13 protein-coding genes and 1 pseudogene are annotated in these 14,381 nt (G+C 72.6%); 6 read left to right on the forward strand and 8 right to left on the reverse strand.

All coding sequences use genetic code 11. From position 1 onward, the window contains the following. Positions 1–251 precede the first annotated feature (251 nt). The 3 genes from ACFV4G_RS10925 to ACFV4G_RS10935 all read left to right on the forward strand — a co-directional run bounded on the left by ACFV4G_RS10925 (position 252) and on the right by ACFV4G_RS10935 (position 3,478). A complete protein-coding gene (locus ACFV4G_RS10925) occupies positions 252–914 on the forward strand; it encodes a pyridoxamine 5'-phosphate oxidase family protein (RefSeq protein ID WP_380438759.1) in 663 nt (220 codons plus the stop codon). A 32-nt stretch (positions 915–946) separates the two neighbouring features. Then, a complete protein-coding gene (locus ACFV4G_RS10930; RefSeq protein WP_380438761.1) occupies positions 947–2,104 on the forward strand; it encodes an MFS transporter in 1,158 nt (385 codons plus the stop codon). A 93-nt stretch (positions 2,105–2,197) separates the two neighbouring features. Beyond that, entirely contained in the window at positions 2,198–3,478 is a 1,281-nt protein-coding gene (locus ACFV4G_RS10935) for an MFS transporter (RefSeq protein WP_380438763.1), read from the forward strand. Positions 3,479–3,482: 4 nt separating this feature from the next. On the opposite strand, the gene ACFV4G_RS10940 is transcribed toward ACFV4G_RS10935, so the two are convergent. Then, entirely contained in the window at positions 3,483–5,789 is a 2,307-nt protein-coding gene (locus ACFV4G_RS10940) for a hypothetical protein (RefSeq protein ID WP_380438765.1), read from the reverse strand. A gap of 286 nt (positions 5,790–6,075) precedes the next feature. Between ACFV4G_RS10940 and ACFV4G_RS10945 the strand changes: the two genes are divergently transcribed. Next, positions 6,076–7,314 carry a styrene monooxygenase/indole monooxygenase family protein gene (locus ACFV4G_RS10945; RefSeq protein WP_380438768.1) on the forward strand — a complete coding sequence of 413 codons (1,239 nt, stop codon included), beginning with the start codon at positions 6,076–6,078 and terminating at the stop codon, positions 7,312–7,314. A 97-nt stretch (positions 7,315–7,411) separates the two neighbouring features. On the opposite strand, the gene ACFV4G_RS10950 is transcribed toward ACFV4G_RS10945, so the two are convergent. From ACFV4G_RS10950 to ACFV4G_RS10965, 4 genes are all read right to left on the reverse strand, one after another. Further along, positions 7,412–8,185, reverse strand: coding sequence for a DUF2182 domain-containing protein (locus tag ACFV4G_RS10950; protein ID WP_380438770.1), 774 nt, complete (start codon positions 8,183–8,185; stop codon positions 7,412–7,414). After that, a complete protein-coding gene (locus tag ACFV4G_RS10955) occupies positions 8,186–8,791 on the reverse strand; it encodes a DUF1326 domain-containing protein (protein ID WP_380438772.1) in 606 nt (201 codons plus the stop codon). A 206-nt stretch (positions 8,792–8,997) separates the two neighbouring features. After that, on the reverse strand, positions 8,998–10,212 hold the full coding sequence (locus tag ACFV4G_RS10960; protein ID WP_380438774.1) for a serine hydrolase domain-containing protein: 1,215 nt from the start codon (positions 10,210–10,212) through the stop codon (positions 8,998–9,000). A gap of 289 nt (positions 10,213–10,501) precedes the next feature. After that, positions 10,502–11,374, reverse strand: coding sequence for a polysaccharide lyase (locus ACFV4G_RS10965; RefSeq protein ID WP_380438776.1), 873 nt, complete (start codon positions 11,372–11,374; stop codon positions 10,502–10,504). 210 nt (positions 11,375–11,584) lie between these two features. Here ACFV4G_RS10965 and ACFV4G_RS10970 point away from each other — a divergent pair, with 210 nt between their 5' ends. Then, positions 11,585–12,367, forward strand: coding sequence for an IclR family transcriptional regulator (locus ACFV4G_RS10970; protein ID WP_380438778.1), 783 nt, complete (start codon positions 11,585–11,587; stop codon positions 12,365–12,367). On the opposite strand, the gene ACFV4G_RS10975 is transcribed toward ACFV4G_RS10970, so the two are convergent. The 3 genes from ACFV4G_RS10975 to ACFV4G_RS10985 form a co-directional block, all read right to left on the reverse strand. After that, on the reverse strand, positions 12,351–12,908 hold the full coding sequence (locus ACFV4G_RS10975; RefSeq protein WP_380438780.1) for a hypothetical protein: 558 nt from the start codon (positions 12,906–12,908) through the stop codon (positions 12,351–12,353). The genes ACFV4G_RS10970 and ACFV4G_RS10975 overlap by 17 nt on opposite strands. Positions 12,909–12,989: 81 nt before the next feature. Further along, entirely contained in the window at positions 12,990–13,202 is a 213-nt protein-coding gene (locus ACFV4G_RS10980; RefSeq protein WP_380438782.1) for a DUF397 domain-containing protein, read from the reverse strand. Positions 13,203–13,212: 10 nt separating this feature from the next. Next, entirely contained in the window at positions 13,213–14,031 is an 819-nt protein-coding gene (locus ACFV4G_RS10985; RefSeq protein WP_380438784.1) for a helix-turn-helix domain-containing protein, read from the reverse strand. Positions 14,032–14,169: 138 nt separating this feature from the next. Here ACFV4G_RS10985 and ACFV4G_RS10990 point away from each other — a divergent pair. Beyond that, positions 14,170–14,381: pseudogene (locus ACFV4G_RS10990) on the forward strand (hypothetical protein); the annotation flags it as partial.

Consider the following 14,381-nt stretch of genomic DNA (forward strand, 5'->3'; position numbering starts at 1 on the left):
TTCTCCCCGTGCAAGAAGCGGACTTGATTCTGCGTCAGATCAGATGATCGCAGTTCGACGGGAATCGGATCAAGGCGCGTCCACCGGGCGGTGGGTGGGGCGGGCCGGGCCGGCGACACGCACGGTGGCCCGGCCGTGCTCGACTTGGCGGCGGCCGGGCGATTGGATGGGCCCGCGCCAGTGCCGAGGGCCCCGCCGGAGCCGAGGGGGCCGGGGCCCGTCCGGACCAGCCCAGCCGAGGAGCCGCCACCGTGACCGACACCCCCGCCGCCGAGCCCGACGCCGCCGCCGCGGCCCGCAGGATCGCCGAAAGGCGTGAGCAACTCGGAATCAGCGAAGATGAGTTGGCGCAGCGCGCGGCGATGGCGCCGAACTACCTGCGGCACCTGCTGACGGCCGGCCCCGCCTTCGACCCGGGCGGATTCGTCCGCATCGCCGCCGTGCTCGGAACCACCCGGGAGGTCCTCGTGGAGGGGCGCGCCGACGCCCCGCCCGGGCAGGGGGCTCCGGGGCCGCGCCCGCGCCTGCTCGACCTCGGCGAGACCGAGTGCTGGGCGCTGGTCGGCACCCACGGGGTGGGCCGGGTCGGCCTGCCGGTACGGCCGGGTCCGGTGGTGTTCCCGGTCAACTACGTCGTGGACAAGGGCTCGTTCGCGTACCGGACGGCCACCGGCAGCGTGACCGACCCGGAGGACGGCGTGGAGGCGTCCTTCCAGGTCGACCACCTCGACGAGTACCTCGGCCGCGGCTGGACCGTCCTCGTGCTCGGCACCGCGCACCACGTCACGGACGAGGAGGAGCTCCGGCACCTCGCGGGCCTGCCGGGCTCGGCCCCGTGGGCGGGCGGCGACCGGCCGCTGTGGGTGCGGATCCGGCCGGACGGCGTCACCGGACGGCGGATCGTCAGCGGGTGACCAGGGACCGGGGGAGCGGAGGGAGCGCCCCGATGCGACCGTGGCGGTTCGTCGTCTGGTGGGGGATCATCAGCCTCCTGGCGGACTTCGTGTACGAGGGCGCCCGGTCGGTCACCGGCCCGCTGCTCGCCTCGCTCGGGGCCTCCGCTGTGGTGGTCGGCGCGGTGACGGGCGCCGGGGAGGCGGCGGCGCTGGGCCTGCGGCTGGTGTCGGGGCCGCTGGCCGACCGCACCGGGCGCTTCTGGGCGCTGACGATCGCGGGCTACGCGCTCACCGTGCTGTCCGTGCCGCCGCTCGGCGTCGTCGGGGCGCTCGGGCCGGCCTGCGTGCTCGTCGTCGCGGAGCGGGTCGGCAAGGCGGTGCGCTCCCCGGCCAAGGACACGCTGCTCTCGCACGCCACCGCCGCGACCGGCCGCGGCCGGGGCTTCGCCGTCCACGAGGCGCTCGACCAGGTCGGCGCGGTGGTCGGGCCGCTCACCGTCGCCGGGGTCCTGGCGGCGGGCGGCGGGTACGGCCCGGCGCTCGGCGTCCTCGCGATCCCGGGCGCGGCCGTCCTGGTGCTGCTCGGGTGGCTGCGCACCCGGGTGCCCGACCCCGCGGTGTACGAGCCCGCCGCAGTGCCCGAAGCCCGCCGGGAGCGGTCCCGATCGCGCCGCCTGCCACGGGTGTTCTGGGTCTACGCGGCTTTCACGGCCACCACGATGACGGGCTTCGCGACCTTCGGCCTGCTCTCCTACCACCTCGTCCAGCGCCACCTGCTCTCCGTCTCGCTGATCCCGGTGCTGTACGCGGGCGCGATGCTCGCCGACGCGGCGGCAGCCCTGGTGGCCGGGTGGCTGTACGACCGCGTCGGCCCGCGCGTCCTGCTGGCGCTCCCGGCCCTGGCCGCCGCCGTCCCGGCCCTGGCGTTCACGGACACCCTGGCGGCGGCGGTCACGGGCGCACTCCTCTGGGGCGCGGCGACCGGCCTCAGCGAGGCGACGCTCCGCGCCACCATCGCCGACCTCGTCCCGGCCCCCAACCGCGCCACCGCGTACGGCGTCTTCGCGGCCGTGACGGGCGCGGCCACCCTGGCCGGAGGCGTCCTGACGGGCGCCCTGTACGAGACGTCGATCCCCGCGCTCGTCGCGGTCGTGGCCGCGATCCAGGCCGCGTCGCTCGTCCTCCTGGCCGTCGTCCGCCGCCGGTGACGGTGACGGTGACGGTGGAGGTGGCGGTGCCGGCCCCGGCGGCTCGTTCTCGGCTTGCCCTCGACCAACTGGAGGGCCCTACGGTCGCCCGTCATGCGAACCATCGGCACCACGCGCGTCCCGCCCGTCCCGCCCGTACGGCGACCGGCCCTGCCCCGGCCCTACCTGCTCTGGCTCGCCGGCACCCGGGCTTCACTGGCCGGCGACGCGGCCCTGACCTTCGCCCTCGGGTGGGTGGCGAGCGCCCACGGCGGCCGGACGGCGGCCCTCGTCCTGACCGCGATCACCCTGCCCCGGACCGTCCTCCTCCTGCTCGGCGGCGCCGTGGGGGACCGCGCCGGCGCCCGCCGCGTGATGATCGCCGGGGACGCGGTCATGCTCGCCGCCGCACTCGGGCTCGCCGCGACGAGCGGGGCGTCGGCGGCGCCCGTCTGGATGCTGATCGCCTTCGCCGCCGTCACCGGGACGGTCGACGCGTTCTACCTCCCCGCGACCGGCTCCATGCCGCGCCGCCTCGTCGGCCCCGAGCAACTGCCCCGGGCGATGGCCCTCCAGCAGGCCGGCAGCCAGGTGGCGGCGCTGCTCGGCGCCCCGATCGGCGCGGCGCTGGTCGCGGCGGCGGGCCTGGGCGGGGCGGCCCTGGTGGACGCGGGCACCTTCGCAGCCGTACTCGCCGTCATGGTGCGGGTGCGTCCGATGGCGGAGGAGGAACGGCCGTCGCGGCGGGAGGGCCTGGCCGCGGGCATCGCCGATGGCGTCCGGCTGGTGGCCACGGATCCGGTGCTGCGCCCGGCGCTGCTGCTGACGGCGGCCGCCGCGGCCGGACTGCTGCCGGTGGTCTCGCTGCTCGGGCCGCTGCTGGCCCGGTCGGCCGGCTGGGGCCCCGGGGCCGCCGGTCTGGTGGGGGCGGGTCAAAGCGCGGGCGTGCTCGCGGTCGCGCTGGTGGCCGCTCGCCGTGGTCCCCTGCGGCGGACCGGCGTGGGGGCGAGCCTGGGCCTGGCCGTCGCCGGCGTGGGGACCGGCGCGCTCGCCGCGGCTCCCGTTCCCGCGGTGGCCGTGCTCGCGGCGGTGGTGGTCGGTGCCGGGTCGAGCCTGTTCGCCTGCCACGTCGGCCCGCTGGTCCTGGGCGCGGCGCCCGGGTCGCACCTGTCGCGCGTGCAGTCCGCGCTGACGCTCGTGCAGAGCGCGGCGCTGGTGCCGGCGACCAACGTGCTGGGCGGCCTCGCCCACGCGGCCGGGGCGAGGAGCGCGCTCGCGCTGTGCGCCGTCCTCGGAGGCGCGGCGGCAGCGGCGGGCCTGGCCTCGCCCGCGTTGCGGATGGCGGGAGCGACCACTGCGGCCCGCGCGAACGCGGGCCGCAGGGAGCCTGCTTGAGGCGTTACTTCTTCTTCAGGTTCGGCGGCAGCACGTTGTACGGGTTGTGGTGGTGGTCGCCGATGTGCAGCTGCTCCTCCGGCTTGCCGGCGAGCTTCGGCAGGACGTGCTTGCCGGTCGGGTCGGTGATCACGATCGCGTCGCCGGTGCGGCGGACGTCGTGCGGCGAGCCCTTGGCGTAGGAGGCGAGCTCCGCGCCGAGGCCGGTCGGGGTGGAGTCGGCGACCGTGCCGAACACGGCGGTGGGCAGGGTCAGGCCGGTGGCCGTCGTGCCGAGGGCGGTGTAGGCGGACTGCTCGCCGCCGTACGCCGCGCCGAACGCGCCGCCGCCGGTGACGGTGGTGCCCGCCGGGACGGTGACCGGGACGGTGGTGCCGGCCGGGCCGTTGACGGTGACGACGCCGCCCTGGACGTACCCGGTGACCGAGCCCGCGTTCTGGGTCTGCTGCCAGGCGTTCTGGTTCTTGAGGACGGTCCCGGCGTCGGTGAGCGTCTGGTTGACCACCGGGGTGTCCGTGGTGAACCACGTGCGGTAGGCCGACAGGATGCCGCTCATCGTCTGCAGCGCCAGCTGGTCGTCCGTCAGGTTGGACTGGTGCATGAAGAACGGCCGCGGGTCGTTGGACAGCACGTACCCGAGGGTGATCTCGGTCTGCAGCGGCAGGACGTAGCTCGACCACGCCGTGTTGAGGTCCAGCGGCGAGATGCAGGTGGTGGTGGCGGGGTTGGCCTCGCAGTTGCCGCTGCCGCCGTTCGCCTTCGAGGTGTAGAGCCAGTTGTACTCGCTCACCTCGTCCTGCTGCGTCGAGACGTTGTAGAACACGTTGACCGGGTGGCGCGGCACGCCCAGCGCGGAGGAGATCTGGCGCTGGCCCGTCTCGCGGGAGGCGTCGACGCCCAGCCACTGGACGTTGTTGGCGGCCAGCGACGCGAGGAAGTTGGGGTTGTCGCTCGGCTGCTGCGGCAGCCTGAACGTGCCGGAGTGCTCGCCGCCCACCAGCTCGTTGGGCCGGAACGGCAGCCCGTTGGCCAGGCCGAACTGGATGTTCTGGGCGATCTGGCCGTTGATGGTGGCCTGGTCGACGTACTGGATGGCGCCGGAGGCGTCGGTCTGGCAGCGCCACGGGATGACCGAGAAGTCCTGGACGCAGCCCAGGAAGTCGTGGTCGTAGGTGTGGTTGAGCCACATGAAGCTGTTCTTGTTCGCGAGGAGCGCGACGCTCAGCGGGTCGGTGCCGCCCTGCGCCTGCGCGTACTCGAGGCCGGGGTCGGCGTTGAACAGGAAGTCCAGCTGGTAGTTGTTCTGCTGCTGCCAGTTCACCACCGTGGAGACGTCCGCGGCCGTCATCCGGAGCGGGTTGGTGCTCGGCACCCCGGCCGCGCAGTCGCCCTCGCCCGGCGTGCACTTGCCGCTCTGGCTCCAGCGCGCGTTGGCGTTGAAGAGGTCGTCGATGTGGGCGGAGAAGTAGTTGCGCCAGTAGCCGAGGTGCACGCCCCGCGTCACCCAGTCGACGATGCCGTGGGCGAGCAGCTGGAACTGCTGCTGGTAGTAGTTGTAGGCGAAGGTGAGCACGAGCTGCTGGCGCCCGCTGCTCGTGTAGACGCCCGCGAGCACGCCCTGCGTCGACGTGCCCGGGATGGTCTCGGTGATGTAGGGCTCGAAGTGCGAGCCGGTGGCCGCGTTGTCGGGCAGCGCGGTGGGCAGCGCGCCGTACGAGCCGCTGCCGCCGGCGGTGCCCTCGAACGACACGGGGCCGTTGAGGTAGCGGAAGGCGTCGCCGCGGGCGGAGGCGCTCGCGGTGGCGGTGGTGGCGTCCATCGAGCCGGTCCACGCGGGGGCGCTCAGACCGGTGTTGGCGCCGGGCCAGACGTACGAGTCGACCTGCCGCACGTGGTACGAGGCCTCGTAGCCGGTGAGGGCGGAGAGCTCGGCGGCGGAGAGCTGACCGGGGGAGTCACTGGGCAGGACGACGCCCTCGAAGTGGCCGTGCGGGGTGCCGTCGGCCAGGGTGTCGGCGAGGAAGGCCGCCGAGATGGTCGCGCGGTTGGCGCTGGTGAGGTCGACCACGGTCGTCGGGACGCCCTCGGAGACCAGTTGCTTGCGGATGCCCTCGACCCAGGGGTTGCCGTCCGTGACGACGAGGACGTTGAGGTCCACCCGGGACGTCGCGGCGGAGGCGGGCACGACGGTGCCGAGGGATATCACCACGCCGGCGGTGGCCAGCGCGACCAGCGGCAGGGCGCGGAAGGGCGTCCGGCGGGACGTCTTCCTTGGCATGCGCACTGCGGCGGAGGAGTTCTTGCTTCTCATGTGATCACCCTGCCTGACCTGCGACGTCGTACCCTCCGGTTACACGAGAGATTGACCATCCGATGGGGGATTGTTTGGAAACGGTTCCCATTGCAGATGACGAGTCGTGAACGTCCGGTTCGTGCACGGGCGTTCGGAGGCGCGGGCCCGTGGCGGAGCGTCAGCCGGGTTGCACGGAGCGTGCCGGGGGTGTGGACGCGGCGCGGGCCGCCTGGTATCCAGACACGGAAAGTCACACGCCAGTCATGACGCGCGGCTCACGCCGCACGGCAGGAAAGCGGGGAGCATGCGCACGATCCTCATCGTCGGCGCCGGCCAGGCCGGCCTCCAGCTCGCCCTGGGCCTCCAGTCCCACGGCTACGACGTGACCGTGATGACCGACCGCCCGGCGGACGCGATCCGCGACGGCCGGGTGATGTCCTCCCAGTGCATGTTCGACGCGGCGCTGCGCACCGAGCGCGCCCTCGGACTCGACCTCTGGGCGGGCGAGGCACCGCAGATCGAGGGCATCGGCGTCACCGTCCTCGGCCCGGACGGTGCGCGGGCGATCGACTGGGTGGGCCGCCTGGACGGCAGCGCGCAGTCCGTCGACCAGCGGCTCAAGATGTCCACCTGGCTGGAGACCTTCGCCGCGCGCGGCGGCCGGGTGGAGGTGCGGCAGGCCACGGTCGCCGACCTCGACCGGCTCGCCCCCGCCTACGACCTGGTGCTCGTCGCCGTCGGCAAGGGCGAACTGGCCTCGCTCTTCGAGCGCGACACCGACCGCTCCCCGTTCGACCGGCCCCAGCGCGCCCTCGCCGCCGCGTACGTGGACGGGCTCGGCCCGCGCCCCGGGCACGACATCCCCGTCGTCGGCTTCAACCTCGTGCCCGAGGCCGGCGAGTTCTTCGTCCTGCCCGCATTGACCGCGGCCGGCCCGTGCGACGTCCTGCTCTGGGAGGCCCTCCCGGGCGGACCGGCGGACGTCTTCGGCGGGGTCACCGAGCCGGACGAGGTCCTGCGGGGGATCGTCGACCTGATGCGGACCTTCGTGCCCGGCGAGTACGAGCGGACTCTGAACGGCATCGAGGTGACCGACGCGGGCAGTACGCTGGTCGGCCGGATCACCCCGGTCGTCCGCCGTCCGGTCGGCGAACTGCCCGGTGGCGGCGCGGTGCTGGGCGTCGCCGACGTCGTCGTCACCAACGACCCGATCACCGGCCAGGGCTCCAACAGCGCCGCCAAGTGCGCCGCCGTCTACCTCGACGCGATCCTCGCCCACGGCGGCCGGCCCTTCGACCGCGGGTTCATGCAGGCCGCCTTCGACCGCTTCTGGCAGGACGCGCGCGCCGTCACCGAGTGGACCAACGCGATGCTCGACCCGGCGCCCGAGTACGTCGCGAACGTCATCGCCGTGGCCGGCCGGCTCCCCGCCGTCGCCGACCGGTTCGCCAACGGCTTCAACGATCCCGGGGACTGGGAGCGCTGGCTCCTCGACCCGGACAAGGCGGCGGCCTACCTGGCGAGCGTCTCCGCACAGGACTGACCGGGACGGGCGGCGGGCGGTGCACCTCGGCCCTCATCGGTGCCCGCCCGCCTCCGGTCCCTTCCTCCGCCGGTCCCTTCCTCCGCCGGAGGTCCGCTCACATGGGCATGGCCGACGACATGTGCAGTCCCGGGACCAGGCCCGGGTTCCAGGGCACGAAGCACGCGTAGCCGATCAGGGCGGCGCCCAGGACGAGGCTGAACGCCTTGCCGTGGCGCCAGGTCTTCTCCAGGAACACGGCCGCGGCCAGACCGGCCATCCAGGCGAGGTTCATCACGCCGACCGCGATCAGGACGACCATCAGGCCCCAGCAGCAGCCGACGCAGTAGCCGCCGTGGTAGAGGCCGACGCGCAGGTCGCGCAGCCGCCCGGAGTAGCCGCCGAAGTGCATGAGGAACCCGATGGGGGAGCGACAGTGGCTCAGGCAGCGGTCCTTGAGCGGGGTCACCTGGTACAGGCCGGCCGCCGCCAGCAGGACGGCGCCGACCCAGGGCGCGGCGCTCGGCGCCCTGGCGGCGAGTTCACCGCCCGCCCAGGCCGCGCCGAACGCGGCCAGCCCGAAGGCCTCCCACACGGCGAGGTAGCCGACGACCAGACCGGTGCTACGGCCCGCGCGCGTCCAGCCCGTCGCGTGGGCGCGCAGCGTCCGCAGGTACAACGAGACGACCGGCGTGACGGAGGGAAGCATCATCGCGGCCATCATCAGCCCCCACAGGACCAGGAACCCCCACAGGTCGCGCCCCATCGTGCCCGGTCCGGGCATCATGCCCGACGAGCTGCGGACCGTCAGGACCCAGGCCAGTGCCGCCGCGGCGAGCAGCGCCGCCCGGCTCGCCGGGACGACGGCCCGTCGAGCGGTCTGGACGGACATTCAGGCCGCCCAGGAGAACGGCGCCGAGAAGGCGTTCTTCCCTTCGTTTCCGAACTCGAGGCCGAAGGCGTTCACGCGCGACCTCGTCGCGGTTCCGGCCGCGAGGGTGTCCGCGGGGAATCCCACGCCGCTGACCCGCACGCCCTTCCCGGTCGCGTCGAGCGGCGAGACGAAGTCCTCGACCTCGATGTCGACCGCGTCACCGATCCGCACGCGGTGGCTCCGGCCCTCCTCGGCGTAGTCGATCCGGGCGACCTCCAGCCCGAGCATCTCCCCGACCAGCGGCCCGAGGGCCTCCATCGGGCCGCCGCGCTGACCGGAGAAGACCGCCCCGAGCGCTTCGGCCTGCTCGGGCGAGGCGGCCGCGTCCATGATCACGCCCATCCGCCAGCCGCCCTCGCTCATGAGCGGCGGGGTGTCGGCCACCACGGCGACCGTCAGACCGCTCACGTCGACGTCGTCGACCCGGCCGGAATCGACGTGGAAGGCCAGGAACACCCGGCAGCGGTCGTAGTCCGCCGGAGCCGATAGGCCGGAGGTGGAGCAGGGGCAGACCATGTCGCAATTGCAGTTCTCGAAATACGTGCCCTCGATACGCCAGGCCATCGGAAGCTCCCTTCCTGAGGCTGAGGCACACACCCCGTGCTTCATTCTCCGCCCCTGAGGATCACCGGGCAACGCCCGGACGGCCAGGCCGGCGCGGCCGTGACGAACGGTCCCGCGTCCGTGACCGGCTGCGACAGCACCCCGCACGAAGGGCGCGTGGCCGGGGGCGTGCACCGGCCGACGGCCGCTGCACGCCCCCTGGTCGCTCAGCCCGCGGTGGCCGCGCCGTCGTACACGTTGTCCGGGGTCACGATGGCGGTGATCGCGCGGCCGAGGAGGGTGGAGGGCTCCTGGCCTCCGGTCTTGGAATCGGTATTGATCATGATGACCAGGGTGGCCCGCTGGGCCGGCAGGTAGATGGTCACCGTCTCGTAGCCGGGGATCGAGCCGTTGTGGCCGATCCAGCCGTTGGTGTCGAAGATGCCGAGGCCGTAGCTCGTCCCGGGGAACCCGGTCGGGAACGTCGTGAGCCGCTGCGCCTGGGTCTCGCGGCTCAGCAGGCGCCCGGTGGCGAGGACTTCGGCCCAGTGGCGCAGGTCCGGCAGGTCGGAGATCATCGCGCCGGCCGCCCAGGCCCAGCTCGGGTTCCAGTCGGTGGCGTCCGCGGTCGCGCCGGTCGGCGTCTGGTCCGTGTAACCGCGCGGGTGCGGCTCCGGGAACTCGGCCCCGCCGGGGAGGAACGTGTGGTGCAGGTGCGACGGTCGCACCACCCGCTCGTGGATCACGTCGGCCAACGGCCGCCGGGTGACCTTCTCCACCACGAGGCCGAGCAGGATGAGATTGCTGTTGGAGTACTGGAACTGCTCGCCCGGCCCGAACGTGTTGTCGTGCTTGAAGCCGTACGCGAGCACCTCCTGCGGCGTGAAGGCACGGGTCGGATCGCTCTCCAGGTCGTGGGCGAAGCCCGCGTCCGAGGTGTACGGGAACAGGCCGCTGCGCATCTCGGCGAGCTGGCGCAGCGTGATCCGGTCGCCGCACGGCACGCCGTCGACGTAGTCGGAGATCTTGTCGTCGAGCCCGACCCTGCCCTCGTCCACGAGCTCCAGCAGCGCGGTGACCGTGAAGGTCTTGGTCTCGCTGCCGATCCGGATCCGCGAGTCCAGGGCCATCGGCGCGCCGGTGGTCTTGTCGGCGACTCCGGTCGCACGGACGTAGTCGCCCTTGCCGGGCATCCACAGCCCGACGACGACCCCGGGGATGCCCGCCTGCCGGCGCACCTCCTCGATCTTCGCGTCCAGCTGAGCGGTCAACTCGGGACTGAGGGTGGAACCGGGGCACACGCCGTGGTGGCAGCGCTCGACGGCTGCGGCGGGCACGGTCGCGGTGGCGATCGTCGCGGCGGGAGCGGCCGCGATGGGGGCGAGTACGGAGGCCACGAACAGCGTCGTGGCGAACAGCCTGCGGTAGTGGGTGCGTCGCACGTCGGGGCGCCTCTTCCAGGGTCACGGGCTCGGACGGCACCATTCACCACGGCCGCCCGCCCGGGACGCCCGTCCCCGCCGCCCACCCCGGCGAGTCCACTCGTTCGGATCACCGGGACCGCCCACGGCCTGGGGGGCTGCTCGCGGCTGACGAGCGCGTCCTCGCGCCGCGAGCTCCGACCTGGAGGTGGTGCGGCGCCTCCCGGCCCGCACGCGCTCTCGGCCGGGGCGCCTCGGACCGTGCGTTCTCAGCCCGGCCTCCGTGGCCGGGAGCCGGCTCCGGCTGCCGTCAGTGCTGGACGCCGGCGGCGAGGCTGAAGTGCGCGAAGTACGCGTACTGGTCCGTGGACGGGCCCCACGAGGTGTCGTGGCCGCCGTAGAAGGTGGAGAAGAACACGCCGCTGAACGGGATCGACGCGAGGTCCGGGGCCCCCGCGCCGGGCTGCGTGAAGACCTGGGCGCCGTCGAGCCAGACGGTGACGTCGCCGCTGCCGCGGTCGACGAGCTGCTCGACGCTGTGCCAGGCGCCGTCGGCGGGCCACTGCCAGGAGCCGAGGCCGAGGTCGACGCCGTAGCCGGTGGGGCCGGAGTTGGTGGGGGTGTAGAGGTACACCTCGCCGTCGCCGGCGCCGGAGCCGGGGTTGCGCCACATGTAGCGGGTGGACCAGGCGTTGCCGTGGTTGCCGCCGGACGCCTCGCCCGGGGAGCCGCCGTACAGGCCGGGGAGCTTGCCGGCCTTGCCGAAGTCGAAGCCGGCGGGCAGCTTGAGGCTGTACTTCAGGTCCAGGGTGGTGGAGTTGGCGAGGTCGCCGAGACCGAGCGTGGGGAGGTCGGTGTAGAACTGGCCGCCGCCGCTGGAGGGGCAGTCGGAGCAGGAGTTGGCGGAGGACCCGGCGCCGTAGAACACCTGCAGCGCGGAGCCGTCGCCGGGGGCGGCGGGGTCGTTGACGAGGCTGAGGTTCTGCTGGCCCCACTTGCCCTTGGTGAGGGTGCCCCAGGCGCTGGTCCAGGTGCTGCTGCCGTAGCCGGTGAAGTCGCCGGTCCAGGAGGCTGCGTCGGTGGTCTTCGCTTCTATGGCGGTGGTGGCGGTGGCGGTGGCTTGGACGGGGGCGGTGGCGAGGAGGGCGAGGGAGGCGCACAGGGCGGTGAGCAAGCGCTTCATGACGGTCCTTCGGCTCTGGCGGCGGCGGGGGAAATCGTGCTGCGTCGTGTTGCGTCGTGCGGGGGCCGCCCACCATGACACGGCCGTGGGCGTGTCCCAGTCAAGAGTCTGGACGAGGTTCAGGGATGTGAACGCTCCGCCGGTTTCGGCGCTGACGGCGCGGCTATATTGCTCTCGCCGTCCACGCGCACGCGAACAGGGAGGACCCCTATGGCGCAGCCGAGTTCCGCCACCGCCACCGCAGCGGCGGGCGTGAAGTCCGCCGTCCGCACGATCGAGGTGCTGGAGTACTTCGCCGAGCGCCCCGGACTGCACAGCCTCGCCGACGTCCAGGAGGCCCTCGGCTACCCGAAGAGCAGCCTCTACATGCTGCTGCGCACGCTGGTCGACCTCGGCTGGGTGGAGACCGACCTGACGGGCACCCGGTACGGCATAGGGGTACGGGCGCTGCTCGTCGGCACCGCCTACATCGACGGCGACGAAGCCGTCGCCGCCACGCGCCCGGCCCTCGACCGCCTCGCCGACGACACCACCGAGACCATCCACCTCGCCCGCCTCGACGGCACCGACGTCGTCTACCTCGCCACCCGCGCCTCCCAGCACTACCTCCGCCCGTTCACCCGCGTCGGCCGCCGGCTGCCAGCGCACGCGACGGCGCTCGGCAAGGCGCTGCTGGCGACGATGTCGGACGAGGAGATCGGGCGGCTGCTGCCCGAGCGCCTGGAGCCGTTGACCGACCACACCCACACGACCCGGGCGGCCCTGCTCGACGACCTCGGAGCGATCCGTGAGCGCGGCTACGCGACGGACCGGGAGGAGAACACGCTCGGCCTGGGCTGCTACGCCGTCGCCGTCCCGTACCGCACGCCGGCCCGGGACGCGGTCAGCTGCTCCGTCCCGCTCGCGCGGCTCACGCCGGGGCGCGAACAGATGATCCGCGACGCGCTGTTCGAGGCCCAGGAGCGGCTGGCGCTGGCTACGCGTCACCTGTGAGCTGATTCGCCCACTGCCGGAGGGTGGCGAAGTCGTCGGTCCTCAGGCCGGTTCGGTCGTCGACGCGGTGGAGGAGGGCCGGGCCGTCGTGGTGGGCGGCCGTCCAGTCGCGGTCGGCGTCGGTGATCTGGTCGTCGACCCAGGCGAACGGGCGGCCCTCGGCCCAGGCGACGATCTCGGGGGTCTTCCAGAAGACGCTGTGGGGTGGGGTGGGCCGGGGTTCGGACCAGGTGATGACGGGGAGTTCGGGCAGCCCGAGGACGGGGGCGATGAAGGCGTTGGCTTCGTCTTCCCAGGTGGTCGCCCAGATGAGGTCGAAGGGGAGGGCGGCCAAGTGGGGCCCGTGGTCCGGGTTGAGCCAGAGCCGGAGGGGCTTGGGGGCCTTGTTGGGCAGCCCCCAGTCGGTGAGCCGCCGCCGTTCGGCGGCCTCCCAGCGGGGAGTGAGGACTCGGTGGGTCTCGTAGCCGGGCGGCCGGCGGTGGGGCTTGTGGGCGGCGGGGTTGAGCGGCCCGTCGACGTCGAGTAGCAGCAGTGGCCGCATCGGCGCACCCCCTCCGTGATCTTTGAGGGGACGGTAGCGGTGAAGGGGCGTTGGGGGCGAGGGAATTACGGGGCGTTCGGCTCAGACGTCGCCGAACTCGCCAGCCTGGACGGCCGTGACGAACGACCGCCAGGCCTCGACCGGGAAGACGAGGGCGGGACCCTGGGGGTCCTTCGAGTCACGGACGGGGGCGAGGCCGAGGAAGCCTGCAGCCACCTCGACGCAAGACCCACCGTTGTTGCTGTAGCTGCTCTTGAACCACGCGGCGTCGGTCAGGTCTACAGGGGGGATCATGACATTCCTCTCACGCCTTGCACTTGCGGATCATCTCCAGTGACGCGGCCTTGGGAAGCGCTTCCACCTGAAGTTGATGGTAGTCCCGCTCCCAAGCCTGGGCGGTCCCAGAGTCCCGCGCGAGGATGCCGCGCAACTGGCACTCTGAGTATGCCAGGAGCGTCCGATTCGGGAGGGTCAGCAGCGTAACCATCATGGTGAACGGCAGCTCCTCCGCGAGCGCGAACGGTGCTACCTGGATCGTGGTGTTCGGACGGGTAGCGAGGTCTTCGAGGTGCGCCAGCTGTCGAGCCATGGCCCTGGGCCCGCCCACCGGTCGCATCAAGGCGCCCTCGTCAAGGACGAGATGAAGGCGAGGCGCTGATGGGCGCTCAAGTAGCTTCTGCCGCGCGGAGAGGAAGTCCAGTCGGTCTGCGGCCTGATCCTCGGTGATGCTGCCACGCCGCACAGCGGCTCCGGCGAAGGCTTCGGCGTACTCCATGGTTTGAGCGAGACCGGGTACGACTCCCAACTCGAAGTGGTTGATGCTCTGCGCCTTTGCCTCTTGCTGCGCGTACTCCGGGAACCCTTCCAGGAGAGATGAGCCGCTCAGCGTCCAGAACGTCAGTTCCAGCGTTCCCCCGGTCTTCAGGACCTGATCAGCCGCCAGAACCCAGTCGAGTGTGGGATTGCGTGTCCCTCTTTCGAGGTTGGAGATCTGACTGTCACTCAGGTTCGTGAGGTTCCCAAGCTGGATCTGCGTGAGCCCAGCCGCCTTGCGCAGCCTGCGCAGTTGCGCGCCGAAGGCCTTGAGCGGCGATGCGGAGGGATCCAGCTCGGTTTCACGCATGATCAGAACTCCGTTGCCCTCTGAATCCCACGCGGGGACTTTGTCAAGCGGGAATGACTTCCGATCGTAGGGCCGATCACGCCACTATGGCTACACCAGGTGATGCGCCGATAGCGCTGTGCGACTGCGGAGACCCCCATGTTCGAAGACCAGAGATCCGTGCTGTCCGAAGTCCCTCTCCTCCACGAGGTGGTGATCGATCGCGGTCACCTCGATGACGGCCTGCCGCGTGAGGGCGTCTTCATGGAGCAGTGCGCCGGCGTCATGTACCTCCGGCCCATCGGCGGCGGCATCGAATGGACCACGCGGGCCGATCATGTCAGTGTCCTCAATCCCCGGCAGATCGCGCC

The sequence above is a fragment of the Kitasatospora sp. NPDC059747 genome (assembly GCF_042732955.1).
In the GTDB taxonomy this organism is placed as follows: domain Bacteria; phylum Actinomycetota; class Actinomycetes; order Streptomycetales; family Streptomycetaceae; genus Kitasatospora.